This is a genomic window from Amycolatopsis sp. CA-230715 (assembly GCF_018736145.1).
In the GTDB taxonomy this organism is placed as follows: Bacteria; Actinomycetota; Actinomycetes; order Mycobacteriales; family Pseudonocardiaceae; genus Amycolatopsis.
In genome coordinates, this window is sequence record NZ_CP059997.1 from 4,515,900 (window position 1) to 4,540,911 (window position 25,012).

Annotated in this window: 26 protein-coding genes; 13 read left to right on the forward strand and 13 right to left on the reverse strand. The window is 70.1% G+C overall.

Annotated features, from left to right (window positions below; translation table 11 throughout):
- Nucleotides 1-126 precede the first annotated feature (126 nt).
- The 5 genes from HUW46_RS21535 to HUW46_RS21555 all read left to right on the forward strand — a co-directional run bounded on the left by HUW46_RS21535 (nucleotide 127) and on the right by HUW46_RS21555 (nucleotide 4,358).
- Nucleotides 127-951, forward strand: a complete 825-nt coding sequence (locus HUW46_RS21535; protein ID WP_215548982.1) for a substrate-binding periplasmic protein — start codon at nucleotides 127-129, stop codon at nucleotides 949-951.
- Between the two features lie 233 nt (nucleotides 952-1,184).
- The gene (locus tag HUW46_RS21540) at nucleotides 1,185-1,955 is read left to right on the forward strand and encodes an ABC transporter substrate-binding protein (protein WP_215548983.1); all 771 of its coding nucleotides are present in this window, start codon (nucleotides 1,185-1,187) and stop codon (nucleotides 1,953-1,955) included.
- On the forward strand, nucleotides 1,955-2,710 hold the full coding sequence (locus HUW46_RS21545; RefSeq protein ID WP_215548984.1) for an amino acid ABC transporter permease: 756 nt from the start codon (nucleotides 1,955-1,957) through the stop codon (nucleotides 2,708-2,710). Before HUW46_RS21540 ends, HUW46_RS21545 begins: the two co-directional genes overlap by 1 nt.
- Nucleotides 2,707-3,447, forward strand: coding sequence for an amino acid ABC transporter ATP-binding protein (locus tag HUW46_RS21550; RefSeq protein WP_215548985.1), 741 nt, complete (start codon nucleotides 2,707-2,709; stop codon nucleotides 3,445-3,447). The genes HUW46_RS21545 and HUW46_RS21550 overlap by 4 nt, the downstream gene beginning before the upstream one ends.
- Before the next feature lie 20 nt (nucleotides 3,448-3,467).
- The gene (locus HUW46_RS21555; protein ID WP_254126403.1) at nucleotides 3,468-4,358 is read left to right on the forward strand and encodes an MOSC domain-containing protein; all 891 of its coding nucleotides are present in this window, start codon (nucleotides 3,468-3,470) and stop codon (nucleotides 4,356-4,358) included.
- On the opposite strand, the gene HUW46_RS21560 is transcribed toward HUW46_RS21555, so the two are convergent.
- On the reverse strand, nucleotides 4,241-5,035 hold the full coding sequence (locus HUW46_RS21560) for an SAM hydrolase/SAM-dependent halogenase family protein (RefSeq protein ID WP_215548986.1): 795 nt from the start codon (nucleotides 5,033-5,035) through the stop codon (nucleotides 4,241-4,243). The two genes, HUW46_RS21555 and HUW46_RS21560, sit on opposite strands and share 118 nt — an antisense overlap.
- Before the next feature lie 99 nt (nucleotides 5,036-5,134).
- On the opposite strand from HUW46_RS21560, the gene HUW46_RS21565 reads away from it, so the two are divergent.
- The 3 genes from HUW46_RS21565 to HUW46_RS21575 all read left to right on the forward strand — a co-directional run bounded on the left by HUW46_RS21565 (nucleotide 5,135) and on the right by HUW46_RS21575 (nucleotide 7,371).
- Nucleotides 5,135-6,058, forward strand: a complete 924-nt coding sequence (locus HUW46_RS21565; protein ID WP_215548987.1) for a sulfite exporter TauE/SafE family protein — start codon at nucleotides 5,135-5,137, stop codon at nucleotides 6,056-6,058.
- Between the two features lie 5 nt (nucleotides 6,059-6,063).
- Nucleotides 6,064-6,594: an NADPH-dependent FMN reductase gene (locus HUW46_RS21570; protein ID WP_215548988.1), complete on the forward strand. Its 531-nt coding sequence runs from the start codon at nucleotides 6,064-6,066 to the stop codon at nucleotides 6,592-6,594.
- 63 nt (nucleotides 6,595-6,657) lie between these two features.
- Nucleotides 6,658-7,371, forward strand: a complete 714-nt coding sequence (locus HUW46_RS21575) for a DUF2334 domain-containing protein (RefSeq protein WP_254126405.1) — start codon at nucleotides 6,658-6,660, stop codon at nucleotides 7,369-7,371.
- Here the strand turns inward: HUW46_RS21575 and HUW46_RS21580 are convergent.
- Nucleotides 7,334-7,969: an MBL fold metallo-hydrolase gene (locus HUW46_RS21580; protein ID WP_215548989.1), complete on the reverse strand. Its 636-nt coding sequence runs from the start codon at nucleotides 7,967-7,969 to the stop codon at nucleotides 7,334-7,336. The two genes, HUW46_RS21575 and HUW46_RS21580, sit on opposite strands and share 38 nt — an antisense overlap.
- A gap of 177 nt (nucleotides 7,970-8,146) precedes the next feature.
- On the opposite strand from HUW46_RS21580, the gene HUW46_RS21585 reads away from it, so the two are divergent.
- Nucleotides 8,147-9,652 carry an aldehyde dehydrogenase family protein gene (locus HUW46_RS21585; RefSeq protein ID WP_215548990.1) on the forward strand — a complete coding sequence of 502 codons (1,506 nt, stop codon included), beginning with the start codon at nucleotides 8,147-8,149 and terminating at the stop codon, nucleotides 9,650-9,652.
- A 188-nt stretch (nucleotides 9,653-9,840) separates the two neighbouring features.
- Here the strand turns inward: HUW46_RS21585 and HUW46_RS21590 are convergent, their stop codons facing one another.
- Nucleotides 9,841-11,421, reverse strand: coding sequence for a GMC family oxidoreductase (locus tag HUW46_RS21590; protein ID WP_215548991.1), 1,581 nt, complete (start codon nucleotides 11,419-11,421; stop codon nucleotides 9,841-9,843).
- Between the two features lie 208 nt (nucleotides 11,422-11,629).
- Between HUW46_RS21590 and HUW46_RS21595 the strand changes: the two genes are divergently transcribed.
- From HUW46_RS21595 to purQ, 3 genes are all read left to right on the forward strand, one after another.
- Nucleotides 11,630-12,073 carry a L,D-transpeptidase gene (locus tag HUW46_RS21595; RefSeq protein ID WP_215548992.1) on the forward strand — a complete coding sequence of 148 codons (444 nt, stop codon included), beginning with the start codon at nucleotides 11,630-11,632 and terminating at the stop codon, nucleotides 12,071-12,073.
- An 80-nt stretch (nucleotides 12,074-12,153) separates the two neighbouring features.
- Entirely contained in the window at nucleotides 12,154-12,393 is a 240-nt protein-coding gene (purS, locus tag HUW46_RS21600) for a phosphoribosylformylglycinamidine synthase subunit PurS (RefSeq protein ID WP_215548993.1), read from the forward strand.
- The gene (purQ, locus tag HUW46_RS21605; protein WP_215548994.1) at nucleotides 12,390-13,067 is read left to right on the forward strand and encodes a phosphoribosylformylglycinamidine synthase subunit PurQ; all 678 of its coding nucleotides are present in this window, start codon (nucleotides 12,390-12,392) and stop codon (nucleotides 13,065-13,067) included. Before purS ends, purQ begins: the two co-directional genes overlap by 4 nt.
- Before the next feature lie 110 nt (nucleotides 13,068-13,177).
- Here the strand turns inward: purQ and HUW46_RS21610 are convergent, their stop codons facing one another.
- The 3 genes from HUW46_RS21610 to HUW46_RS21620 form a co-directional block, all read right to left on the reverse strand.
- Complete coding sequence (locus HUW46_RS21610) at nucleotides 13,178-13,600, reverse strand: pyridoxamine 5'-phosphate oxidase (protein WP_215548995.1); 423 nt, start codon at nucleotides 13,598-13,600, stop codon at nucleotides 13,178-13,180.
- An 83-nt stretch (nucleotides 13,601-13,683) separates the two neighbouring features.
- Nucleotides 13,684-15,423 (reverse strand): ABC transporter ATP-binding protein, encoded by a 1,740-nt coding sequence (locus HUW46_RS21615; RefSeq protein ID WP_215548996.1) that lies wholly within the window; start codon nucleotides 15,421-15,423, stop codon nucleotides 13,684-13,686.
- A complete protein-coding gene (locus HUW46_RS21620; RefSeq protein ID WP_215550024.1) occupies nucleotides 15,423-17,036 on the reverse strand; it encodes an ABC transporter ATP-binding protein in 1,614 nt (537 codons plus the stop codon). Before HUW46_RS21620 ends, HUW46_RS21615 begins: the two co-directional genes overlap by 1 nt.
- A 183-nt stretch (nucleotides 17,037-17,219) precedes the next feature.
- Here HUW46_RS21620 and purL point away from each other — a divergent pair, with 183 nt between their 5' ends.
- Nucleotides 17,220-19,517 (forward strand): phosphoribosylformylglycinamidine synthase subunit PurL, encoded by a 2,298-nt coding sequence (purL, locus tag HUW46_RS21625; RefSeq protein WP_215548997.1) that lies wholly within the window; start codon nucleotides 17,220-17,222, stop codon nucleotides 19,515-19,517.
- On the opposite strand, the gene HUW46_RS21630 is transcribed toward purL, so the two are convergent.
- The 7 genes from HUW46_RS21630 to HUW46_RS21660 all read right to left on the reverse strand — a co-directional run bounded on the left by HUW46_RS21630 (nucleotide 19,514) and on the right by HUW46_RS21660 (nucleotide 25,009).
- Nucleotides 19,514-20,563, reverse strand: coding sequence for a pentapeptide repeat-containing protein (locus HUW46_RS21630; protein ID WP_215548998.1), 1,050 nt, complete (start codon nucleotides 20,561-20,563; stop codon nucleotides 19,514-19,516). The two genes, purL and HUW46_RS21630, sit on opposite strands and share 4 nt — an antisense overlap.
- The gene (locus HUW46_RS21635; RefSeq protein WP_215548999.1) at nucleotides 20,560-20,973 is read right to left on the reverse strand and encodes a hypothetical protein; all 414 of its coding nucleotides are present in this window, start codon (nucleotides 20,971-20,973) and stop codon (nucleotides 20,560-20,562) included. The genes HUW46_RS21630 and HUW46_RS21635 overlap by 4 nt, the downstream gene beginning before the upstream one ends.
- A gap of 232 nt (nucleotides 20,974-21,205) precedes the next feature.
- On the reverse strand, nucleotides 21,206-21,793 hold the full coding sequence (locus tag HUW46_RS21640) for a hypothetical protein (protein ID WP_215550550.1): 588 nt from the start codon (nucleotides 21,791-21,793) through the stop codon (nucleotides 21,206-21,208).
- A gap of 30 nt (nucleotides 21,794-21,823) precedes the next feature.
- The gene (locus HUW46_RS21645; protein ID WP_215549000.1) at nucleotides 21,824-22,402 is read right to left on the reverse strand and encodes a hypothetical protein; all 579 of its coding nucleotides are present in this window, start codon (nucleotides 22,400-22,402) and stop codon (nucleotides 21,824-21,826) included.
- A gap of 54 nt (nucleotides 22,403-22,456) precedes the next feature.
- Complete coding sequence (locus HUW46_RS21650) at nucleotides 22,457-22,954, reverse strand: hypothetical protein (RefSeq protein ID WP_215549001.1); 498 nt, start codon at nucleotides 22,952-22,954, stop codon at nucleotides 22,457-22,459.
- Nucleotides 22,955-23,100: 146 nt separating this feature from the next.
- The gene (locus HUW46_RS21655; RefSeq protein WP_215549002.1) at nucleotides 23,101-23,994 is read right to left on the reverse strand and encodes a lysozyme; all 894 of its coding nucleotides are present in this window, start codon (nucleotides 23,992-23,994) and stop codon (nucleotides 23,101-23,103) included.
- A gap of 196 nt (nucleotides 23,995-24,190) precedes the next feature.
- Nucleotides 24,191-25,009 carry a lysozyme gene (locus HUW46_RS21660; protein ID WP_254126407.1) on the reverse strand — a complete coding sequence of 273 codons (819 nt, stop codon included), beginning with the start codon at nucleotides 25,007-25,009 and terminating at the stop codon, nucleotides 24,191-24,193.
- Nucleotides 25,010-25,012: the final 3 nt, after the last annotated feature.

Below are 25,012 nucleotides of genomic sequence, written 5' to 3' on the forward strand. Positions count from 1 at the left end.
TGGGAAGCAAGTACTCGTTCGAGTGGTTTCCATATCGTGGGCGCCGAATCGACGAGCGCCAGTGGCCGAACCCGTACCCTGGCGCTCTCTCATCGCGGGAACCCGCCAGAGCCGAAGAAGAGAAGCATGAGATCCACGCTGTGGAAGGCCATCGCCGTCGTCGCGACCGGAGCGGTCACCGTCGCGCTCACCGCGTGCGGCGCGTCCGCCAGTGACCCGAACGCCGCGCTGCGGGTGGGCACGCTGCCCGACGCCCCGCCGTCCATCTACTTCGAGAACGGCCAGTACACCGGCTACGACAACGAGCTGCTGCGCGAGATCGGCAAGCGCGAGGGCTTCGAGCTGAAGTTCGTCGGCACGGATTTCTCCGGCCTGCTCGCCAGCGTCGCGAACCGGAACTTCGACATCGGCAGCTCCACGATCTCGACCACCGAAGCGCGCAAGAAGACGGTCGCCTTCACCAACGGCTACAACACCGAGTTCACCGCGATCGTGACGAAGAAGGGCGCCGACCTCAAGGACCCGGCGGCGTTCGGCGGCAAGCGGGTCGGCGTCGTGCAGGCCTCGGTCCAGGACGACTTCGCGACGAAGCGGCTCCCCGGCGCGAACGTGGCGCGCTTCCCCGACTACAACGCGGGTTTCGCGCAGCTGCGCACCGGCGGCCTCGACGGCTGGGTGGTGCCCGCCGACATCGGCAAGAAGTACATCGAGCAGAACGCCGACGCGCAGCTCGAAATCGGCTACCGGGTGGAGAGCAAGGACACCCCGTCCGCGTTCGCGGTCCGCAAGGACAACAAGGAGCTGTTGAAGAAGCTCAACGACGGGCTCGCCAAGCTCATCGCGGACGGCACGGTGAAGCGCCTGCACGAACAGTTCTTCAAGGCAGAGCCCCTGCCGAAGGAACTGGAACCCGGTGGCCCCGGCCTCCCGGTGACCAACCCCGGCGCGTAGCGGCCGGTGAAGGGAAGTGTTTGACAGTGGTTGAGCTGCGTGGCGGTGCGGGTGGCAGAACCTCAGCCTCCTTCTCACTCCGGGATCTCCAACTCATGAATGCCAATTCACCACGTTGGAGCTGTCCTCGCGAGAAGAACGCTGAGAACCCGCGGCGGTGCGAGCTGATGGCCCACTCAAGCGGCTCCGCCGCTTAAAAACACAACCTAGCCACACCGGTGAAGGGAACAGTGATGAAGAAGTTGTCGGTCGTGCCGGTCGTCGCCGCGCTGCTCGCCGTGCTCGCCGCCTGCGGCGGCGGGGACACGGGCACGCTGCGGGTCGGCACGCTGCCGGACTCGCCGCCGAACATCTACCAGGAGAACGGGAAGTTCACCGGGTTCGACAACGAGCTGCTTTCGGCGATCGCGCAGAAGGAGGGGCTGAAGCTCGAGTTCGTCGGCACCGACTTCTCCGCGCTGCTCGGGAAAGTCGTGAGTGGACAGTTCGACATCGCGTCCTCGGCGATCGCACAGACCCCGGACCGGAAGAAGACCGTCGACTTCTCCGCCCCGTACAACTTCCAGTCGCTGTCCATCGAGGTCAAGGAGGGCTCGCCGATCACGGACGAGAAGTCCTTGTCCGGCAAGCGGATCGGCGTCGTGCAGGGCACGGCCTCGGACGCCTGGCTCGGCGCGACCGCGCCGTCCGCGCAGATCGTGCGCTTCCCCAACGACGCGGCCGCGCTCAGCGCGCTGAAGACCGCCGCCGTCGACGGGTCGGTGTTCGACCAGGCGACCGCGGAGTCCTACCAGAAGGCCAACCCGGCCGAGAAGCTGAAGATCGCCAAGTCGTTCACCACCGACACGCCGCACGGCTACGCGGTCAAGCACGGCAACAGCGAACTGCTCGGCAAGCTCAACGACGGGCTCAAGCAGGTGATCGCGGACGGCACCTGGCTGAAGCTGCACCAGCAGTTCATGCCGACCGCCCCGGTCGCGCCGCAGTTCTCGGGTAAGAAGTAATGGACCAGTTCGTCGACACGTTCCTGAACTGGGACTACATCAAGGAAGTCTTTCCCGACCTGCTCAAGACCGGCCTGCCGAACACGCTGATCCTCGCGGTCATCTCCTCGGTCATCGGCGCGGTGCTCGGCATGGTGCTCGCGGTGATGGGGCTGTCCACGAAGCGCTGGCTGCGCTGGCCGGCGCGGATCTACACCGACATCTTCCGCGGCCTGCCCGCGATCCTGGTGATCCTGGTGATCGGGCAGGGCCTTGGCATCCTCGCGCGCGACATCGTCGGCACGAACCCTTACCCGCTGGGGATTCTGGCGCTGAGCCTGATCGCGGCCGCCTACATCGGCGAGATCTTCCGCGCCGGTATCCAAAGTGTCGAAAAAGGACAGATGGAGGCCAGCCGCGCGCTCGGGATGAGCTACGGCAAGGCGATGCTGCTGGTGATCATCCCGCAGGGCGTGCGGCGCGTGCTGCCCGCGCTGGTGAACCAGTTCATCTCGCTGGTGAAGGATTCCAGCCTGGTGTACTTCCTCGGGTTCGTCGCCGAGCAGCGGGACCTGTTCCGGATCGGCCAGGACCTCGCGGCCAACACCGGGAACCTCTCGCCGCTCGTCGCGGCGGGCGTGCTGTACCTGGTGATCACGGTGCCGCTGACGCACCTGGTGAACCTCATCGACAAGAAGCTGCGCACCGGGCGGAAGGTCACCACCGACCCGGACGAGATGGGCGTCGGCGCGGCGGGAGTACCGGGGAGCGTATGAGCACCACCACCCAGTCGGCGAGCGTGGAACTGCGCGACATCCACGTTTCGTTCGGGACCCTAGAAGTGCTGCGCGGTGTGGACCTGGCCGTCCCCCGCGGCGAGACGGTGTGCGTGATCGGGCCGTCCGGTTCGGGCAAGTCGACGCTGCTGCGATGCGTGAACCGCTTGCAGGAGCCCGATTCCGGCGATCTGCTGTTCGACGGCGAGAGCGTGATCAAGGCCGACCCCGACCGGCTGCGCCAGCGCGTCGGCATGGTGTTCCAGCACTTCAACCTGTTCGGGCACCGCAGCGTGCTGGACAACATCACGTTGCCGCTGCGGAGTGTGAAGAAGCTGGACAAGTCCGCGGCCGAAGCGGTCGCGCTGGCACGGCTCGCCGACGTGGGGCTCGCGGACAAGGCGCCGTACCGGCCGGCCGCGCTGTCCGGCGGGCAGCAGCAGCGGGTCGCGATCGCGCGGGCGCTCGCGATGGATCCCGAGGTCATGCTGTTCGACGAGGCCACCAGCGCGCTCGACCCCGAACTCGTCAAGGGCGTGCTGGACCTGATGGCGGGGCTCGCCGAACGCGGGCTCACGCTCATCGTGGTCACGCACGAGATGGGGTTCGCGCGCAGCGTCGCCGACAAGGTCGCCTTCATGGACCGCGGCAAGATCGTCGAGTACGGCACGCCGGAGGACGTCTTCGACAAGCCGCAAAGCCCGCGCCTGCAACAATTCCTTTCCCAGGTGCTCTGATCCGGTCGTAAGATGCGGCCGTGACTCCCTTGATCGCACGGCTCTTCTCCTACCCCGTCAAGGGGTGCGCGGGAACCGAGCTGGACACGGCCGTGGTGACCCCGGCCGGGATCGAGCACGACCGCACGTTCATGGCGGTCGGCGAGGACGGGGTGTTCCGCAGCCAGCGGCGCCACCCCGCGCTCGCGGTCGTGCGGCCGGAGATCGCCGACGGCGGGAAGGTGCTCGCGCTGTCCGCGCCCGGTGCCGAACCGTTCCGGCTCGCGGTGCGGTTCGACGGGCCCCGGCTGCCGGTTTCGGTGTTCACCTGGGACGGCGCCGGTGTCGACCAGGGGGACGAGGCGGCCGAATGGTTCTCGGCCGTGCTGGGCGCGCCGTCGAGGCTGGTCAGGGTGCCGCCGGAGCACAGTCGCGTCACGAGCGGCGAAGTGCCCGGCACCACGGGATTCGCCGACGCGCACGCATTGCACGTCGCGTCCGAGTCCTCTTTGGACTATCTGAACTCCAGGATCGCCGCCGCCGGCGGGGCGCCGGTGCCGATCGACCGGTTCCGGCCCAATCTCGTCCTGTCCGATGTGGACGAACCGCATTTCGAGGACCGGATCCGCCGCATGGTGGCGGGAAGCGCGGAACTGGCCTACGCCAAGGTGTGCGTGCGGTGCCCGGTGCCGATGGTGGACCAGTCGACCGGCCGCAAGGCGGGCAAGGAGCCGATCCGGACGCTCGCCGGGTACCGCCGCGAACCGGGCGGCGGGGTTTCCTTCGGCATCAAGGTCGCGGTGGTCCGGCCAGGTCAGCTGGCGAAGGGCGACGAGGTGATGGTGACCTCCTGGTCCGCGGAGAGCTCCAGCGCGGCCGCCGCGGAACCGCCGTTGATGGCGACCGCGAGCCGCCCGCCCGAATCGGGGTAGAGCAGCGCCTCGCCCACGCGCACGTCGCCGAAGGTGCGGGCCACCGGCACGTCCATGCCCTCCACCGCCGCCCTGCCCTCGATCCCAGCCGCGCGCAGGTCCTCGCCGGTGGCGGCGAGCTGGACGTTGCCGAACCGGTCGACCACCAGGACTTCGGACACCAGCTCGCCGGGGCGCACCCGCACCACCGGCTCCGGCAGGCGCACCGGCTCGGTCACCGGCGGCCCGAACTCGGGCGGGGTGACGCCGAGGGTCAGGTGGGCCGCCGCGGGCGCGAACACGTCGCGGCCGTGGAAGGTCGCCGACACCGCGGGCAACCGGTACTCCGGCGCGGTCAGCTCGTACGCCGCGACGACGCCGCCGAGCGCTTCGGCGGCCGGGACGAGCAGGCCGTTGTCCGGCCCGACGAGCAGCCCCCGCTCGGCGACCACGACGATCCCGCGCCGCGCGGTGCCGACCCCGGGATCCACCACCGCGAGGTGCACCGATTCCGGCAGGTACGGCACCGTCTGCGCGAGCACGCTCGCCCCGTGCCGGATGCGCTGCGCGGGGACCGCGTGGGTGACGTCGATTACGCGTACCCGCGGCGCGATCCGGGCAATCACCCCGTGACAGGCGGCGACGAAGCCGTCGTCGAGTCCGTAATCGGTGGTGAACGAGATCCACGCGCTGCCCATGCCGAGCATCATCCAGCATCTGGGAAGGGTTGAGTCACCTGGTGGACAGCGGTCACTCTCGATCAAGAATGTCTCGCGCGACGGGTTCGAGGTGAGTTGATGCGCGTCCTTGTCCTGTTCGGGCTGGCCGGGTTCCTGGCCCAGCTCGTGGACGGCACCCTCGGCATGGCCTTCGGCGTCACGTCCACGACCACCCTGGTCGCGCTGGGCACGACCCCGGCCGTCGCGTCCGCCGCGGTGCACCTCGCGGAGGTCGGCACCTCCCTGGCCTCCGGTGTTTCGCACTGGCGCTTCCGCAACATCGACTGGCGCACCGTCGGCATCCTCGCCGTACCGGGCGCGATCGGCGCCGTGCTCGGCGCGTACGTGCTGACCTCGTTGTCCACCGAGTTCGCCGAGGTCTGGATCACCACGATCCTGCTGGTGCTCGGGCTCTACGTGCTCATCCGGTTCGCGTTCCTCAAGCTGGGCAAGCTCATCACGGACAAGCGGCCCGGCGCGCGGTTCCTCGGGCCGCTCGGGCTCGTCGCCGGGTTCGTCGACGCGACCGGTGGCGGCGGCTGGGGCCCGGTGGCCACCACGACGCTGCTGTCCTCGGGCAGGCTCGAACCGAGGAAGGTCGTCGGCTCCGTCGACACCTCCGAGTTCATCGTGGCGCTCGCGGCCAGCATCGGGTTCTTCTTCTCGTTGTCCAGCGAGCACAACCTGAACTACACCGTGGTGCTCGGCCTGATGGCGGGCGGCGTGCTCGCGGCGCCGGTCGCCGCGTGGCTGGTCCGGCGCATGCCGCCGAGGCTGCTCGGCGCGGCCGCGGGCGGGCTCATCGTGTTCACGAACGCGCGGACGCTGCTCAAGGCCGCCGACGCGGGCACGGCCGCCACCGTGCTCGTCTACGTGGCGATCGTGGCGCTGTGGGCGGCCGGTGTGGTCGCCGCGATCCGCTCCATCAAGGCGGAAAAGCGCGTCAACGCGGCAGCGGGCGAGGACGACCACACCAGGGAATCGGTGGCGGTGGCAGAGTAGGCCGGGTGCAGCTACTCCTGATTTCGGGGAGCCTCCGCGCGGGCTCCAGCAACGCGGCCGTACTGGCGACAGCGGCGGCGCTCGCCCCCGAAGGTGTGACCACCACGACCTACGACGGCATGGCCGGTCTCCCGCACTTCAACCCCGACGACGACCGCGATCCGCTGCCGGGCCCGGTCGCCGAGCTGCGCGCCGCGATCGGGGCCGCCTCCGCCGTGCTCTTCTGCACCCCCGAGTACGCGGGCGCGCTGCCAGGCTCGTTCAAGAACCTGCTCGACTGGACGATCGGCGGCGGCGAGATGTACCAGAAGCCGGTCGCCTGGATCAACGCGTCCTCGGTGGCCGCGCCGACCGGCGGCGCCGGGGCGCACGACTCGCTGCGTTCGGTGCTCACCTACGCGGGCACGAAGATCGTCGAGGACGCCTGCGCGCGCGTTCCGGTGGTGCGCGCCGCCGTCGAGGACGGTCTCGTGACCGATCCGGAGATCCGCGCGCGCATCGCGGAAGCGGTGACCGCGCTGCGCGACTTCGCTTGACCGGTGCGTGAGATTCACTCGGGTGTCAGTCCGGTGTCAGTTCCGTCGGTTCCACTGGGAAGCGTGGACGCTACGCTGCTCGTTTCCCTTTCCGGTATCAGCACGCGAACCCTGCACCGCTGCGCCGACCTCGCGGCCGAGCTCGACGGCCGTGGCGTCCCGCTTTCGGTGCTCTGCACCCCTGGCACCGGTGACGGGCCCGCCGACGACTGGGTCCGCGCCCGCACGCGGCGCGGCGACGCCCTGCTCCTGCACGGGTACGACCACCGCGTCACGCCGACGCACCGCGCGGTCAGCCTCGGCAAGAAGGCCGAGTTCGCCGCGCTCCCCGCGCACGAGGCGAAGCTGCGGCTGATCGCCGCGTCGGCCGCGCTGGACCGCGCCGGGCTCGTCGCGGACGGGTTCGCGCCGCCGCGCTGGCTCGCCTCGCGCGGCACGCTCGATGCCTTGCGCGCACACGGTTTCTCGCTGTGCGCCGATCTCGCCGCGGTTCGCGATCTGCGCTCCGGCGAGGTCACGCGCGCTCGTGTGCAGTACTTCGCGAGCCAGTCGCAGCGGACCGAGACCGTGCGCTGCTTCGCGTTCGTGCTCGGCGCCGCCCGCGCCGCGCGCCGAGGCGGGCTGGTGCGCCTCGGCGCCGACGCGAAGGACCTCGCCCGCCCGGGGCTCCGGCAGGCCTTCCTCGACGCGGTGGACGTCGCGCTGGAGAACCGGGCCTTCGGCGGGACCTACGCCAAGCTCACAGCTTCGTCGCTTCGGCCTTCTCCAGCACTTTGACCTCGGTGGCCTCCGGCGCCAGGTTGGTGAACAGGCCGTAGTGCATGGCGGGGTTCGCGAGCGTCATCTCGTGGATCGGCACCGCCAGCCTCGGCGCGACGGCGCGCAGGTAGTCGACGGCTTCGCCCGCCTTGAGCCAGGGCGCGCCGGTGGGCAGGCCGAGGATGTCGATCTTCTGCTCCGGCACGAAGAACGAGTCGCCGGGGTGGTAGAAGGCGCCGCCGTCGAGCACGAAGCCGACATTCGGGATCACCGGGATGTCTTCGTGGATGACGGCGTGCTGCCCGCCGACCACGTCGACCTTGGTGCCACCGGCTTCGAACGAGTCGCCGGGGCGCACGGTCCGGGACGGCAGCCCCAGCTTTTCCACGGTTTCCGCCGACCCGGGATCGGTGACCAGCTTCGCGCCCGGGTTCGCTTCGAGCAGGCGGGGCAGGCGCTCGGCGTCGATGTGGTCGAAGTGCTGGTGCGTGATGAGGATGGCGTCGAGTTCGCGTTCCTTGTCGAACTCGCCGGAAAAAGCGCCGGGATCGAGCAGGATCCTCGCGTTCTCCGTCTCGACCAGCACGCATGAATGTCCATAATGGACGAATCGCATCGATCTCTCCCTTGGGTTCTCCCGCAACCCTACGACCGGGGGATCACTCGCGGCCAGTGAATCCGCCCCCGCGCTGTGCGATGCTGGGCCACGCCTTCCCGGTCGCGCCGGAGAGGTATTGGCAGGATGTCAGCAAGCTCGTAGCCTGGGTCACACCCGACCGGATCCGGAGACGCCATGACCGCGACACAGCCCGCCGCCGATGCGCTCGAAACGGCAGGCGAGACCTTCGACTCCCTGAACCCGGCCACCGACGAGGTCGTCGGCACCTACCCCGTGCACACGCGCGCGCAGGTCGAGGCCGCGGTGGAGCGCGCGCGGGAGGCGGCGCGGTGGTGGGCCTCGCTCGGCTTCGACGGCCGTGCCGAACGCCTCCGCCGCTGGAAGGGCGTGCTGACCAGGCGGCTCGCGCAGCTGTGCACCGTGGTGCGGGACGAAACCGGCAAGCCGGTCGCGGATGCCCAGCTCGAAAGCGTGCTCGGCATCGAGCACATCGCGTGGGCCGGCAAGCACGCGCGGAAGGTGCTCGGCAAGCAGCGGCGGTCGTCCGGGCTGCTGATGGCGAACCAGGCGGCGACCGTCGAATACCAGCCGCTCGGCGTGGTCGGCGTGATCGGGCCGTGGAACTACCCGGTGTTCACGCCGCTCGGCTCGATCACCTACGCGCTCGCCGCGGGCAACGCCGTCGTGTTCAAGCCGAGCGAGTACACGCCCGGCGTCGGCAAGTGGCTCGTCGACGCGTTCGAGCAGGTGGTGCCCGAGGCGCCGGTGTTGCAGCTGATCACCGGGTTCGGCGAGACCGGCGCCGCGTTGACGAAATCGGGCGTGGACAAGATCGCGTTCACCGGGTCCACCGCCACCGGTAAGAAGATCATGGCCGCGGCGGCCGAAACGCTCACGCCGGTGGTCATCGAGGCGGGTGGCAAGGATCCGGTGCTCGTCGACGCGGACGCGGATCTCGACGCGGCCGCGGACGCGACGGTGTGGGGCGCGTTCTCGAACTCGGGCCAGACCTGCGTCGGCGTCGAGCGGGTCTACGTGCACGAGCGGGTGCACGACGAGTTCGTCGCGAAGGTCGTGGAGAAGAGCAAGGACGTGCGCGGGGGCTCGGACGCGGCCGCCCAGTACGGCCCGATGACCATGCCTTCGCAGCTCGCGGTGGTGCGGCGGCACATCGCGGACGCGCTGGCCCGCGGCGGGAAGGCGCTGCTCGGCGGCGCGGACGCGGTCGGGGATCGGTTCGCCCAGCCGACCGTGCTGGTCGACGTCCCTGAGGACTCCGAAGCGGTGCAGGAGGAAACCTTCGGGCCGACGGTGACCATCGCGAAGGTGAAGGACATGGACGAGGCGCTCGAAAAGGCGAACGCGACCCGGTACGGCCTCGGCTCGACCGTCTTCTCGAAGCGCCGTGGCCCCGAACTCGCGCGGCGGCTGCGGACCGGGATGACCGCGATCAACGCCCCGCTTTCGTTCGCCGGTATCGCGTCACTGCCCTTCGGCGGCGTCGGCGACTCGGGCTTCGGCCGCATCCACGGCCCCGAAGGACTGCGGGAATTCGCCCGCTCGAAGGCGATCGCGCGCCAGCGCTACACCGCCCCGATCGCGCTGACCACGTTCGCCCGCAAGGAAAAGACCGACGCGCTGGTCGCGAAACTGATCACCGTACTGCACGGAAAGCGCTGACGCACGCGGCCTTCGCCTTTTCCACGGAAGTTGTCCACAGGCACTCCACAATCGGGCCCGCCTGTGGACAACTCCTTTTCCGGCCCTGGGGCGGGGTAGGCTGGAGCGGGGTCGCCCCCCTGGGTCGGGTGGGGGATTTTCCTTACCCGTCAGGGAAAATCGCGTGGTGTCTGACGCGGGGCGCGGGGTCAGGCGTGGCGGATCAGGTCGGCGGCTTTTTCGGCGATCATGACGGTGGGCGCGTTGGTGTTCCCGCGCGGCACCACCGGCATCACCGAGGCGTCCACCACCCGCAGCCCGTCGATCCCGCGCACCTTCAGCTCCGGGTCCACCACGGCCTGCTCCCCGTCGCCCATCGCGCACGTGCCGACCGGGTGGTAGAGCGTTTGCGTGTTCTGCCGCGTGTGCTCGGCCAGCGCGTCGTCGTCGAGGTCGAGGCTCCCGGGCAGGAAGGGCTTGTCGAGGAACTTCGCGAGCGGCCCGGAGTGGCCGATCTCGATGAGCGAGCGCAGCGCCGACTGCATCGCGTCGAAGTCCGCGGACTCGGCGTAGTAGTCCGGATCGATTTCCGGTTTCCACCGCGGGTTCGCCGACCGCAGCCGCAGCCTGCCGCGGCTCGCCACGTCGACGAGCGTCGCGGCCGAGGTGAACCCCGCGACGGTCGGCTCGCGCAAACCGTTGTCGTAGAACAAGGTCGGCGCGACGTGCACCTGCATGTTCGGCGCCTCCAGTCCGTCCACAGTGGAATAGAACGCGCCGGCCTCGCCGATGTTGGAGGCCAGCGGGCCGCGTTTGGTCAACTGCCAGCGCACCAGCCCGGCAGGCGTGGCCGAGTCGGCGACGTCGGTGGTGCCGCGCGTGGCCCAGATGATCGGCGCCGCGGGGTGGTCGTGCAGGTTCTGCCCGACGCCCGGTAGCGCGGCGACCACGTCGATCCCGTGTTCGCGCAGGTGCTCGGCCGGTCCGATGCCCGACAGCATCAGCAACTGCGGCGAGTTGATCGCGCCGCCGGACAGGAGCACTTCGCGCTCGGCGCGCACGGTCACCGGCTGCCCGCTGTCCAAATAGGACACACCAACGGCGCGGGTGCCCTCGGTGACCACCGAGCTGACCGGCGCGTTCGTCCGCACGGTCAGGTTGGGCCTGGTCATCGCGGGCCGCAGGTACGCGTCGGCGCACGACCAGCGGCGGCCCTTGCGGCAGGTCACCTGGTAGAGCCCGGCGCCGTCCTGCGTCTCGCCGTTGAAGTCGTCGGTGCGCTTGATACCCCACGCCACCGCCGAATCCACCCACGCCCGCGAAAGCTCGTGCGTGAACACGCGGTCTTCGACGCGCAGCGGACCGTCGGTGCCGTGCAGCGGCCCGCCGAGCCGGGTGTTGCCCTCCGCCTTGACGAAGTACGGCAGCACGTCGTCGTAGCCCCAGCCGGTGGCGCCGTGGCGATCGCGCCAGCCGTCGTAGTCGGCGCGGTTGCCGCGGATGTAGATCATCGCGTTCATCGAGGAACAGCCGCCGAGCATCCGCGCCCGCGGCCAGTAGGCGGGTTTCCCGGTGTGCTTCTGCTCGACGGTCTCGTAGTTCCAGTCGCGGTGCGTCTTGAACAGCGACGCGAACGCGGCCGGGATCTTGACCTCGTCGGCGTCGTCCTCGCCGCCGGCTTCGAGCAGGAGCACTTTCGTGGCCGGGTCCTCGGTCAGGCGGTTCGCGAGCACGCACCCCGCGCTGCCCGCGCCGACGATGACGTAGTCGAAGGACTCTGACCCGGCCACGCTGCCTCCCGAGTATTGGCGAATCGTCAATGACGCGGTCCCAGCATGGCGCGCCCCGGGCGCCCGGGGAAGCCACCCACAAAGGGTATCTTTCGTCTGATTAGACCAACAGTTGGTAAATTCGCCACTGGACGTGGAAACCGTCCCTCGAACGGGTAAACCCGCCAGGAGACGGCCCTCGGCAGAGAGGGCGGATGGGAGGTTCGGCATGAATGCGGTGCGCAAGATCGCTGGAGTCCTCGCTGGTGCGGCGGCCATCGGGGCCACCGCGGTGGTGGCCGCCCCGTCGGCGTCGGCGGCCGGAGCGCCGTGCGGACCGCAGGCCAAGGCCTGCATCCAGCTGGGCACGAACACCACCTGGTTGATGGACAACGGGAAGGTCACCTACGGCGGCGTCCCGATCACCTCGGGGAAGGCGGGCCACCGCACGCCGACCGGCACGTTCAAGGTCCAGTACAAGGACATCGACCACTACTCGAAGCAGTTCAACGGGCCCATGCCGTACTCGGTCTTCTTCACCACGAACGGCATCGCGTTCCACGAGGGCAGCCTCAAGGTGCAGTCGCACGGCTGCGTCCACCTTTCGCACGCGGCGGCCGTGAAGTACTTCCAGACGCTGCAGCCCGGTGACGTCGTCCAAGTCGTGAAGTGAGGCGCCCGCTCGGCAAGGGAACCGGCTCGGTTACGCTTTCACGGTATCGCCGACCTGCGTAAACGAGGGAGCAGCCAGCCGTGGCCCGAGTAGTCGTCGACGTCATGCCCAAGCCCGAGATCCTGGACCCGCAAGGACAGGCCGCGGCCGGGGCGCTGTCTCGCCTCGGCTTCACCGGCGTGACCGAAGTCCGCCAGGGCAAGCACTTCGAGCTCGAGGTCGACGACACCGTCGACGACGAGACGCTCGGGAAGATCGCCGAGGGCTTCCTCGCGAACCCGGTGATCGAGGAGTGGACCATCCGGCGGGTCGAGAAGTGAGCGCGCGCATCGGGGTCATCACCTTCCCCGGCACCCTCGACGACGGCGACGCGGCCCGCGCGGTCGCCTACGCCGACGCCGAGCCGGTCGCGCTGTGGCACGCCGACGACGACCTGCACGGCGTCGACGCGGTGGTCGTGCCGGGCGGGTTCTCCTACGGCGACTACCTGCGCGCGGGCGTGATCGCGCGCTTCGCGCCGGTGATGGAGTCGGTGATCAAGGCGGCGCACGGCGGGATGCCGGTGCTCGGCATCTGCAACGGGTTCCAGATCCTGTGCGAGGCGGGCCTGCTGCCGGGCGCGATGATCCGCAACGAGGGCCTGCACTTCATCTGCCGCGACCAGTGGCTGCGCGTGGAGAACACCGAGACCGCGTGGACCACGCGGTACGAGCAGGGCGCCGAGATCCTTATCCCGATGAAGAACATCGACGGCTGCTTCGTCGCGGAGAAGTCCACTTTGGACGAACTGGAGGCCGAGGGCAGGGTCGTGTTCCGCTACGTCGGCGGGAACCCCAACGGTTCGCGCAACGACATCGCGGGGATCCGCAGCGCCGACGGCCGCGTGGTCGGCCTGATGCCGCACCCGGAGCACGCCATCGACGCGCTCACCGGCCCCTCCGACGACGGCCTCGGCATGTTCTACAGCGCCGTGGACGCCCTGCTCGCGGTTTGAGGTCGCGGCCGCCGATGCCCCGAAAGTGACGTTCGGGGCATCTACCGCCCCGAAGGCCACCTTCGGGGCCTGAGCGCCTCGGATCGCCCCCTGGTGGGGCGGAGAAAGCGCTACTTCGACTGGTCGTTCGAGAGCCAGCGGGTCGGGCGCATCCGCACCAGGACCGAGTCCGCGCCGAGCGCACCGTCCACATAGGACTGAGCTTCGTCCTGGGTGCCGTAGCGGCCCGCGATGCGCAGTGCCTGTTCGCGCGTGGGCGGTTCGTCGTTCGCGACGACGGGGCCTTCCGCGGTCACGTACTTGTACGGCTGGGTCTCGGTCTGCGCGAGCAGGCTGAACTGGCCCGCCTTGCGGATCGAGACGTCCTTCACGGAGTCGCGGTGCATCCAGATCAGGACCTCGCCACCGGGTTCGTAGTCGTACCAGACCGGCACCGTCAGCGGCGCCCGTCCTCCCCGCGAGACCGCGAGGACTCCGACGTGCACCTCGCTGAAGTACTGCTCGCGCTCTTCCGCCGACATGACGAACGACATTTCCACTCCCACCTTGTTCGAACCCGTCGAAGAAGAGCCAACTCCGCGAGCGGCCCCGGCATTCCGGGAACCGCCCGCGGAGTTCAGCTCGCCGCCGCCACGAGGCGCGCGTACGGCCCGCCCGCGGCCAGCAGCTTCTCGTGGCTGCCCAGCTCGGTGATCCGGCCGTCTTCGAGCACGGCCACCCGGTCGGCCGCGGCCGCGGTGTGCAGCCGGTGCGCGATCGCGATCACCGTGCGGCCTTCGAGCACGCCGTTCAGCGAGCGTTCGAGCTCGCGCGCGGACGACGTGTCGAGCAACGAGGTCGCCTCGTCGAGCACCACGGTGTGCGGGTCGGCCAGCACCACCCGCGCCAGCGCGAGCTGCTGCGCCACCGCGGCGGGCACGGTCAGCGCACCCGACCCGACCTTCGTGTCGAGACCGTCGGGCAGGTCGAGCGCCCATTCCTTCGCACCGACGGCATCCAGCGCGGCAAGGAGTTCGGCGTCCGGCCACTCGCCGCCGTCGGGCCGGGTCGGCAGGGTCAGGTTCTCCCGCAGCGTGCCCGCGAACACGTGGTGCTCCTGGGTCAGCAGCAGCACCTCGCCGCGCAGGACGTCGTCGGCCAGCGCAGAGACCTCCTGCCCGCCGATCCGCACCGAACCCGCGGACGGCGCCGCGATCCCGGCGAGCAGCCTGCCCAGCGTCGACTTGCCCGCACCGGACGGCCCGACGATCGCGAGCCGTTCGCCAGGCGGCACGCGCAGATCGATGCCGTGCAGCACGGTCCGGTCCGCCGAGTAGCCGAACCGCACGTCCGCGACCTCAATATCCTGCGCCGCCGGAGCGGTCGCCACGCCGTCGTCGGCGGTCCCGCGCACACCCAGCACGCGCCGCAACGCCGTACCGCTGACCAGCAGGTCCTCGACCCACCACAGCGCCTCGTCCATCGGCGCGGCCAGCGCCTGCGCGTACAGCACCATCGTGGTGATCGTGCCGAGATCGGCGTGCCCGGCGAAGTACGCCCAGCCGCCGATCAGCACCATCGCCGCGACCGGCAGCGCGTGCGACAGCTCCAGCCACGGCACCCAGCGCACGTGCAGCGACCGCAGGCCGCGCTCGCCCTCGATCGCGGACGCGAGACCGCGGTCGCCGTGCGCGACGCGGCGCTCGGTGAGGCTGAGCGCTTCGATCGTGCGGGCGCCTTCCGCGGTCTCGTGCGTGGCCGACTGCAGCACGGCCCAGCCGTCGAGCATGCGCTCCATGGCCACGCCGACCCGCCGCCAGATCCACCGCGTCGAAATCCACAGCACCGGCACCGCGACCAGCAGCGCCAGCGACAGCAGCGGCGAGGTGAACACCATCGCGCCGATGGTGAGCACCACGGTGAGCGCGGCGACCAGGATCTCCGGCACCGCGTGCCGGGTGGCGAAGTCGATCCGGTCGACGTCCGAAGTGGCCCGGCTGAGCAGCTCACCGGTCCCGGCCGCCTCCACGGTGCTCAGCGGCAGCGCCAGCGACTCGCCGACTAGCCGCTCGCGGTTCTCCGCGAGGACCTTCTCGCCGAGCATGCCCATGCGCAGCCTTGCGAACCGCTTCAGCCCGCCCTGCACGATCAGCATGGCGACGAACGCCAGTGCCAGCAGGTCGATCCGGCCCGTCGTGATACCGCTGGTGACCCCGTCGACCAGTGCGCCGAGGATCTGCGGTCCGGCCAGCCCCGCCACGCTCGCGGCCACGAACAGGCCGATCACCAACAGGAAGGCGCGACGGTTGGCGCGCAGCATCCCGCGCGCCCACCGCCTGGCCTCCGCGGGTGTCGCCAGTGGCAGTTTCCGTTGCATCACAACACCTCCTGCCGGTTCGGGTAGTGCACGACCTCGTCCGCCACGACCTTCCACAGTGGACTCTGGCTGAACACCACGGTGGTACGGCCCCGGCGCAGCTCGGTGACCCGCTCGGTGATGCGGGCCTCGGTGTGCGCGTCGACCGCGGACGTCGGCTCGTCGAGCAGCAGCACGTCGGCGTCCGTGGCCAGTGCCCTGGCCAGGCTGAGCCGCTGCCGCTGCCCGCCGGAGACCTCGCGGCCCCGCTCGCCGATCAGTTCGCCGAGCCCGTTCGGCAGCGCGGCCACGATGTCGTCCGCGTCCGCCGCGCGCAGCGCCTCTTCGACGCCGACGCGCCCTTCCCGCGCCGGGGCGACCTGCTCGCGCAGGATCCCCGAGAACCAGACGTCCTGGTTGTGCGCGTAGACGACGCGGGTGCGCAGCTCCGCCAGCGCGACCTGGTCGGCGGGTACTCCGGCGACCAGCACGCGTTGCCCGTGACCGGCGTCGGCGAACCGCGCGAGCCGCGACGCGAGCGCTTCCGCGTTCTTCCCGGCGTCGACGACGGTGAGCTTCCCGGCGACCGCGGTGAACCCGGTCGCCGTGTCGTGCAGCTCCAGCGCGCCGCCCGGCAGCGGCACCGGCGACGCGGGATCGTCCAGCTCCGGACGGAGCTTCAGCAGCCCGCACGCCTTCTTCGCGGACACCATCGCGCCCGCGAACCCGTCCGCCGCCTCGGTGGCCGTGGTCACCGGAATGACCAGGAACGCCGAAGCGCCGTAGAAGGCGACCAGTTCGCCGACGCTCAGCTCGCCGCTGACGGCCAGCCTCGCGCCGAGCCAGGTGATCACGATCGTCACCAGCCCCGGCAGCAGGATCTCGGCCGCGGCGAGCCACGACTCGCTGCGCGCGACCTCGACGCCCGCGCGCCGGACGCGCTGGCTCGCGGTGCGGAACCGGCGGTGGAACTGCCGCTCGCCGCCGACGCCGCGCAGGATCCGCAGGCCGGACACGATGTCCGCGCCCAGCGCGTTGACCTCGGAGAGCTGGTCGCGCTGGGTGTCCTTCCGGCGCTGCAGCGGGGCCAGCAGCGGACCGAGACCCGCCACCGCGAGCGGCACGCCGATCAGCGCCACCGCGCCGAGCAGCGGCGACGAGCCCAGCAGCACGATGCCCACGGTGAGGAACGCCACCACGGCACCGGCCAGCCTGCCGAACACTTCGAACGCGTTGCCCAGGTGGTTCAGGTCCGACGACGTCACCGCCATCACCTCACCGGTGCCAGCCTGGGACCGCAGTGACGCGCCCAGCCTGGTGGTGTGGTTGACGACCGTGCGCTGCAGCGCCGACGAGGCGTGCATCCACATGCCGTGGGTGAGGTAGTCGAGCAGGCCGCCGCACACCATCTGCGCGACCCCGATCGACACGATCACCATCGCGTACGCGATCAGCGCGCCGGTGTCGTCACCGGCGATCCCGGCGTCGATCGCCCTGCCGACGGCGAACGGCAGCAGGGCCGACGGCACCAGCCACAGCGCGCCGAGCACGGCTGAGCCGGTGGCCAGCCACGGCCGCGCCCGCAGGATCGCGAGCAGCAGGCGCAGCGGAGTCAGCTTCGGTGGCAACCGGATTTCCGGTGCCGGGTAAGGGCGCGTGCCGCGTTCGCGGCGGCGCGAGGACAGGAGTCAATAGTCGGGTAAACGGGTCATATCGCAACGGTAGGCGCGGTCACTGTCCGCACGCGACCGATTTTCCCGCCGCCGTGAAGCGGTGCCCGCGCGACCCCGCTCACCAGCCCGGTTACCCTTCTAGCCGTGCCGACCTCAGACGTAACCACGGTCATCGACACCACCGCCCGTGCCGGGGAAACCCCCGACACCCCGCAGCCCTACCTCGAACTCGGCCTCGCCGAGGACGAGTACGCGCGCATCCGCGAGATCCTCGGCAGGCGCCCGACCGACGCCGAGCTGGCCATGTACTCGGTGATGTGGAGCGAGCACTGCTCGTACAAGTCTTCGAAGAAGCACCTGCGGTACTTCGGCGAGACCACCACCGACCAGATGCGCGAAAAGCTGCTCGCCGGTATCGGCGAGAACGCGGGCGTCGTCGACGTCGGCGACGGCTGGGCGGTCACGTTCAAGGTCGAGAGCCACAACCATCCGTCCTATGTGGAGCCCTACCAGGGCGCGGCGACCGGGGTCGGCGGCATCGTGCGCGACATCATGGCGATGGGCGCGCGCCCCCTCGCGGTCGCCGACGCGCTGCGCTTCGGCCCCGCCGACGCGCCGGACACCCGCCGCGTGCTGCCCGGCGTGGTCGCGGGTGTCGGGGGCTACGGCAACTGCCTCGGCCTGCCGAACATCGGCGGCGAGCTGGTGTTCCACGAGAGTTACGCGGGCAACCCGCTGGTGAACGCGCTGTGCGTGGGCGCCATGCGCGTCGAGGACCTGCACCTCGCGTTCGCCTCCGGCACCGGCAACAAGATCATCCTGTTCGGCGCGCGCACCGGCCTCGACGGCATCGGTGGCGTGTCCGTGCTCGCCAGCGACACCTTCAGCGGCGACACCGAGGGCACCGGCCGCAAGAAGCTGCCGAGCGTCCAGGTCGGCGACCCGTTCACCGAGAAGGTGCTCATCGAGTGCTGCCTCGAACTGTTCGGCCAGAAGCTCGTGGTCGGCATCCAGGACCTCGGCGGCGCCGGGCTGTCCTGCGCCACTTCCGAGCTGGCTGCGGCAGGGGACGGCGGAATGCACATCGAGCTGGACCGGGTTCCGTTGCGCGCCAAGGGAATGACCCCCGCCGAGATCCTCTCCAGCGAATCGCAGGAGCGGATGTGCGCGGTCGTCGAGCCGTCCAATGTGGACGCGTTCATGGCGGTGTGCGCGAAGTGGGACGTGATCGCCACCGACATCGGCGAGGTCACCGACGGCGAGCACCTCGTGATCACCTGGCACGGCGAGACCGTGGTCGACGTGCCGCCGCGCACGGTGGCGCACCAGGGGCCCGTCTACGACCGGCCGCTCGCACGTCCGTCCACTCAGGACGCCGTCGAGGCCGATGTGCCCGACACGCTGCACCGTCCGTCCACACCGGACGAACTGCGCGAGACGCTGCTGAAGATGATCTCGTCGCCGGACCTGGCGTCGAAGGAGTGGGTGACCAGCCAGTACGACCGGTACGTCCGGGGCAACACGGTGCTCGCGCAGCCGTCGGACTCCGGGGTGGTCCGGATCGACGAGTCGACGGGGCGCGGTGTCGCCGTGTCGACCGACTGCAACAGCCGGTTCGTCTACCTCGACCCCTACCAGGGCGCGCAGCTCGCGCTCGCCGAGGCGTACCGCAACGTCGCGACCAGCGGCGCCACCCCGGTCGCGGTCAGCGACTGCCTCAACTTCGGCGCGCCGACCGACCCCGGCGTGATGTGGCAGTTCGAGCGCGCGGTGCACGGCCTCGCCGACGGCTGCGCGCAGCTCGGCATCCCGGTCACCGGCGGCAACGTCAGCTTCTTCAACCAGACCGGCGACACCGCGATCCTGCCGACCCCGGTGGTCGGCGTGCTCGGCGTCATCGACGACGTCAGCCGCCGCATCCCCACCGGCATCGGCGCGGAAGCGGGCGAAACGCTGTTGCTGCTCGGCGAGACCAAGGACGAGTTCGGTGGCTCCGCGTGGGCGCACATCGTGCACGGACACCTCGGCGGCCGCCCGCCCGAGGTCGACCTCGAACGCGAGCGACTGATCGGCGAGATCCTCGTCGCCGGTTCGCGCGACGGCATGATCTCCGCGGCGCACGACCTCTCCGACGGCGGCCTCGCGCAGGCACTCGTCGAGACCGTCCTCATCGGACAGTGCGGCGCGCGGGCGATCCTCGACGACGAGCAGGATCCGTTCGTGCAGCTGTTTTCCGAGTCCTCGGGCCGGGTTCTGGTCGCGGTGCCGAGGACCGAGGAGCTGCGGTTCACCGAGATGTGCACCGCGCGCGGGCTGCCGTGGCGCAAGGCGGGCGTGGTGGATCCGGAGGAGCCGGGCCTGGAGATCCAGGGCGTGGCGACCTTCGGCAGCGAAGAACTCCGCGAGGCGTGGGAAAGCACGCTCCCGGCACTGTTCGACTAGGGTTCGGCGACGACGATCCGGGCTTGCCCCCCAGCGGAATGCGCTAGCTGCCAGGGTTTCGGCAGATGTGTCTCCACGACGGAGTTGACGCGGGTGCCCTCAAGCGCCGCGAGTTCGGGCGTTGTCGCGAACCGTAGATCGGCGGATCTTTCGAAGCGGGCTCGACGGAGGTCCAGCGTTGTCCTGAATTGCGCGCTTTCGAAATCCGCGCTGTCGTGGAACATGGTGTCAGTGAAGTCGGCGGCGCCGTGGAAGGCGGTGCCCCGCCAGCTCGCCGGTCGGTGAAACTCGCTGTGCGCGAAGTCGGCCGTGCCCCGGATCACGGCGTCGTCGAACCGGATCGTGCCGAACACCCGCGCCTGGCGCAGACCGAAGTGGCCGTTGACGACGAGCCGCTTCAGCTTCACTTCGTCGAACAGCCGCGTTCGGTTCAGCCCGAGCCACTCGACTTTGCGGTCGTCGAGGTTCAGCCGGTCCAGCACCGCGCCGGTGAGGTGCAGGTCGTAGTGCGGTGCCCCGGTGTCCGCCGCCTTCGGCAGCAGCATGCGGATCTGCCGTTCCACGGTGCGCCGCACCTGCAGCTCGCGCTCGGCGGGCACGCGTTCCTCCGCGGTGCCGCCGTATTCGGGGAGTTCCGGGTGGTCGAAGGGCATGCGCAGGTAGGCGCACAGCACGTCGAGCACGGTCTGCGTGTACTCGGGCCGGGCGCGGGCCAGGCCGACGAGCACGTGCAGCGCGCCGACGCGCACCTGGTCGGCGTCGTCGCCGAGCAGCTCGACGGCCTTCGCGAACCGCTCGTCCGACACCCGTTCCTTGTCGCGGTCGTACCGCTTCATCTCCAGCGCGTGGCGGCTTTCCTCGACTCGCCGCCGCCGGTCGTTGAGCCACAGCGCGTACAACGCGACCACCGAACCCGCGGCGAGCCCGCCCGTTTTCAACGCGTCGGCGCGGCTGGTCGCCGGATCGGTCAGCAGCCAGACCGTGACGGTCGCCAGCAGCACCGCGGCCAGCGCGACCGCGAGCACCAGCGGCGAACGGAGCTTCATGCGCCGTAGATCGAGAAGATGCAGTAGCCGCCTTCGTCACCCTTGCGCAGGATCGCGGAGCCGTGGCCGTCGCTGTCCGGCAAGCTGCGCCGGGCGTACTTCCAGTTCACGTGGAGCTTCTCAGCGTCTTCGAAGCGGTCGAGCTTGTTCGCGGACCGATCGGGATCGCTCGCGAACTTCTTGATCGACGGCGCCACGTCGGGGCTCGACTGACACGCGAACGCGGCCGCCCCTTCTTCGTCGTGCGCGTCGAGCTTCTGGAAGAACTGGGACATCAGGTCGTCGGCGCTGAGGGTGTGCGGCGCGCCCTTCGGGTAGTCCTTGTCCAGGAAATACCCCGGCCCGACGAAGCCGAACAGCACCACCAGGCCCCCGACGAGCACGAACACGCCGAGCACGATCCCGAACATGGCCCGCTTCCGCTCCTTGCGCGGCTTCGGCCCCGGCGGCGGAAACCCTTGCTGCGGTGGGAAACCCGGCTGGTGCGGCGGAAAATTCGGTTGCTGCGGTGGGAAACCCGGTTGCTGGGGCGGAAACCCTTGTTGTGGCGGAAACCCTTGTTGTGGCGGGAAACCGGGCTGTTGCGGACCCTGCTGGTACGGGCCGCCGCCCTGCGGCGGATAGCTCATTTCGACCGCCCTCTCACTTCGTCACGCTGAACACGCAGAACCCGTCGGGCCCCTTGCGCAACTGCACCGACGCGACGTGGTCACCGGGGAACTTGCTCTGGTACAGCAGTTGCGCGACGACCGAGTCCGCGTTGTCGATCGGCCCTTCCTTGACCCGGAAGTCGTGGCCACCGCTGATGTTGCCGCTCATCAGCTGCCTGACCCTGCCCTGTTCGTCCTTGCTGCTGGACTGGCACATCAGGTCGGTCGCCGACCTGTCCTTGCGGTTGAGCTTGTCCGCCAACGCGTCCAGCACCGCCTTCGGGTCGGCGATGGCCTGCCCGTTGATCGGCACGTCCTTGCTCAGGAAGAAACCCGGTGCGACGAAGCCGAGGATGGCGACCACGCCGCCGAGCACCACCACCAGCCCGAGCACCAGCCCGACGACCAGACCCGCCTTGCTCTTCTTCGGCGGCGGCCCGTAGCCGGGCGGCCCGTACCCCGGCGGCGGGAAACCCTGCTGCGGGAAGCCCTGCTGCGGCGGCCCGAACTGCCCTGGACCGCCCTGTCCCGGTGCCGGTTCCCACTGGCCGGGTCCGCCCTGCGGTGGCGGATACGTCATCGATTCCTCCCCTGAAGCCGATGCGACTGCTCAGAGCATCATGGCGGACGTCATGGTCGACAGGCAGTACCCGGGTCGCCCGTCGGACGGGTGCGTCAGCAGGACGGTCGCCTGCGCGGGCTTCCCGCCGTCGTACTTGCCGGACAGCTCGACGGTCACCGTCGACGTCCCGGACACCCCGGTCACCTGCAGATCGGCGGCTTTGGCGATCATGCCCTGGACGAGCTGCCCCACCTGCGCCGAGGCGCACACCGTGGCGTTCGCCCCCTGCGCGTCACCGGCCCGGACGGCGTCCACGAACTTGACCGCGGTCGCCTTCGCCTCTTCGGGGTTGTCGGGCACCGTGGCGACCTTCGCGCGTTTGTTGAGCAGGAATCCCGGCGCGATCCAGGCGGTGATCGCGAACGCGCCCGCGAGCAGGATCACCACCGCGAGCGAAAGCCCGATGACGAGCCCCTTCTTGCTCTTGCGCGGCCCCGGCGGATAACCGGGGAACTGCTGCGGCGGCGGGAATTGCTGCTGATGGGGGAACTGCGGGCCGGGGAACGCCGGGCCCCGCTGTCCCGGATACCGCGGACCGGGCGGCCCCTGCCGAGGTGGGTAGGTCATCGGGCGGTTTTCCTCTCCCCAGTGCTTCCGACGCCGCGTGCGCCGGGGAAGAATCTACCTGCGCGCGGTGACACTGTCGGATCGCGAACTCGATCCCGTCGAAGTCGCGGACCCGGGTACCGGTGGCTGGGACGCCGGCAGCAGGTCGGCGACGCACCAGCGGTGCGTCTGGTCCGCGAGGACGGCGTCGTGGCTGGACTCCGGCGAGCTGATCGCGGCGACGTACGTGCCGTCCTCGAGGCGCTGCGGCACCCCGGCGAGCGTCAGCGGGGTGGTCCGCCCGGCGAGCGTGACAACGGTCTGGTGGGCCAGCGTTGCCGCACCTTCGCACAGCATCGCGTCGGCGCGTTCCGGATCGTGTTCCTTCAACGCCCTGGTGAACGACATCGCGAGCGTTTCGGGGCTGGTGTCGGAGTCGCCGTCGGCGAGCAGGAAGCCCGGGACGAGGAACCCGGTGACGATGAGGGCGGCGACGGCCGCGAGCGCGGTGGCGACGGCGAGCCACAGCATCAGCCTGCCCTGGCGGAGTGCGGGGGCTTCGCTGTTCGTCACGATCGCCCCCAACCTGTTCAGCAGCCGCTACCCAGGCATTCTAGGGGCCTTTTGCCCGTTATGCGGGTTTGGGTCTGATTTCAGCCGGGACCGGGGCGGGACGACGCCCCCTCCAGCGGGAACCGGAGGGGGCGTCGCGTGCGTGGTCAGCCGTTCGCGAGTGCCTGCAGGCGGTCGTAGGCGCCGTTGAACGAGTCCTGGTCGATCGGGGACGAGCTGTACTGCCAGACGGTGTGGAAACCCCAGCCGATCGGCAGCGCGCCGACCGACGAGCTGTACCGCGCGACCCAGAGCGGCACCGTGTTCCCGAACGTCTGCGAGCTGCCGACGCACTGGTTCCACCAGCTCGTCGACGTGTAGATGACCGGCCAGCGGCCGGTCCGCGCGTGGTAGGTGTCGTGGAAGTCGCGCACCCACGCGCCCATCGCGGCCTGGCTCAGCCCGTAGCAGGTCGCGCCGTACGGGTTGTACTCCATGTCCAGCGCGCCGGGCAGCGTCTTGCCGTCCCGCGACCAGCCGCCGCCGTGGTCCACGAAGTAGTTGGCCTGCGCCGCGCCGCTCGTCGTGTTCGGGGTGGCGAAGTGGTAGGCGCCGCGGATCATGCCGACGTTGTAGGAACCGTTGTACTGCTGGGCGAAGTACGGGTTGGTGTAGTAGGTGCCCTCGGTCGCCTTGGTCCAGACGAACCGCTTGCCCTGGCCCCACCAGTTGTTCCAGTCGACGTTGCCCTGGTGGCTGGCGACGTCGATACCGGCGACCGTGGCCTGCGCGTCGAAGCCGTCGGAGTTCAGGCCCTGCGGGCGCATGGCCTGCTGCTGCGATTCGGGTGTCGACTTGTCGCCACCTTCCACCCGGCGGATCTGCGAACCGAGCGTCGCTTCACCGAGTGGTGTGTTCAGACCGGCCACCTGATCGGGGGCCGCCGGGGTCGGAGCGGGAGTGGCGCCAGCCGGGGTCAGCGTGCCGAGCAGGAGCACGCCGGCCGAAGCGGCCGCGACGGCGCCGAGAGCGCGCCGCCAGCTTCTTCGAGCAGTGGACATCACGGAATCCCTTCACAAATACCCTCGCGGAGGACGGCCTAGCAGGTGGCCGTCCGGCGTTGATTGTTGTCCAAGAAAGTGGCGGCTGTCACTGAATTCCGTGACCAAAGCGTGGCAAGTGGGTGATTTACGGGTGCGAACAGAACACTCTCGGTGATTGTCCACCATCGGACTTAACTGGACAAAACCGGCGAAATCAGCCCCTGGCCAGGGCTTCCACCCGACCCATCGGGCCGTTGTAGTAGTTCTGGTCGCCGGGGAGGCTTCCCGCGTTGGCGAACTGCCAGATGCTCTGCTTGTCCCAGCCCGCGGGCAGCGGCCCGATCTGCGGCGCGTACCTGGCGAGCCACAGCGGGTTGGTGTCGCCGAAGCCCCCGTTGTTGCCCGTGCAGCGCTGCCACCAGCTCGTGCTGGTGTAGATCAGCGAACTGCGCCCAGTGCGTGCGAGGTAGGTCTTCGTGAAGTCCTTGATCCACGCGGTCATCGCGGCGGGGCTCATGCCGTAGCAGGCGTCGCCGTACGGGTTGTACTCCACGTCGAGCGCGCCGGGCAGCGTCCTGCCGTCCTTGCGCCAGCCGCCGCCGTTGGCGATGAAGTAGTTCGCCTGCGCGGCGCCGCCGGACACGTCGGGGCGCGCGAAGTGGTAGGCGCCCCTGATGATCCCGGCGGCGTGCGCGCCGTCGTACTGCTGGCGGAACTGGCCACTGACGAACCCGGTGCCCTCGGTCGCCTTGACGTAGGTGAACCTCGCCCCCGTCGCGGCGGCCTTCTTCCAGTCGACCGCGCCCTGGTGCCCGCTCACGTCGTGGCCGAGGGTCTGGTCGGTGAGCGCGAGCCGCGCACCAGGCCGCCCGTGCACGCCTTCGTGCGCCGCGATCTGCGAGCCCATGCCCGTGTCGGCGGCCTTCGAGTAGTCGGCGGGGCGGTAGTCCCCGGCCGAGCGCTCCGCACCGGACCCGCCCAGCGCGACCAGGCCCGCCGCGAGGGCGCCCGCGGCCACCGTCGCGGCGGCCACCTT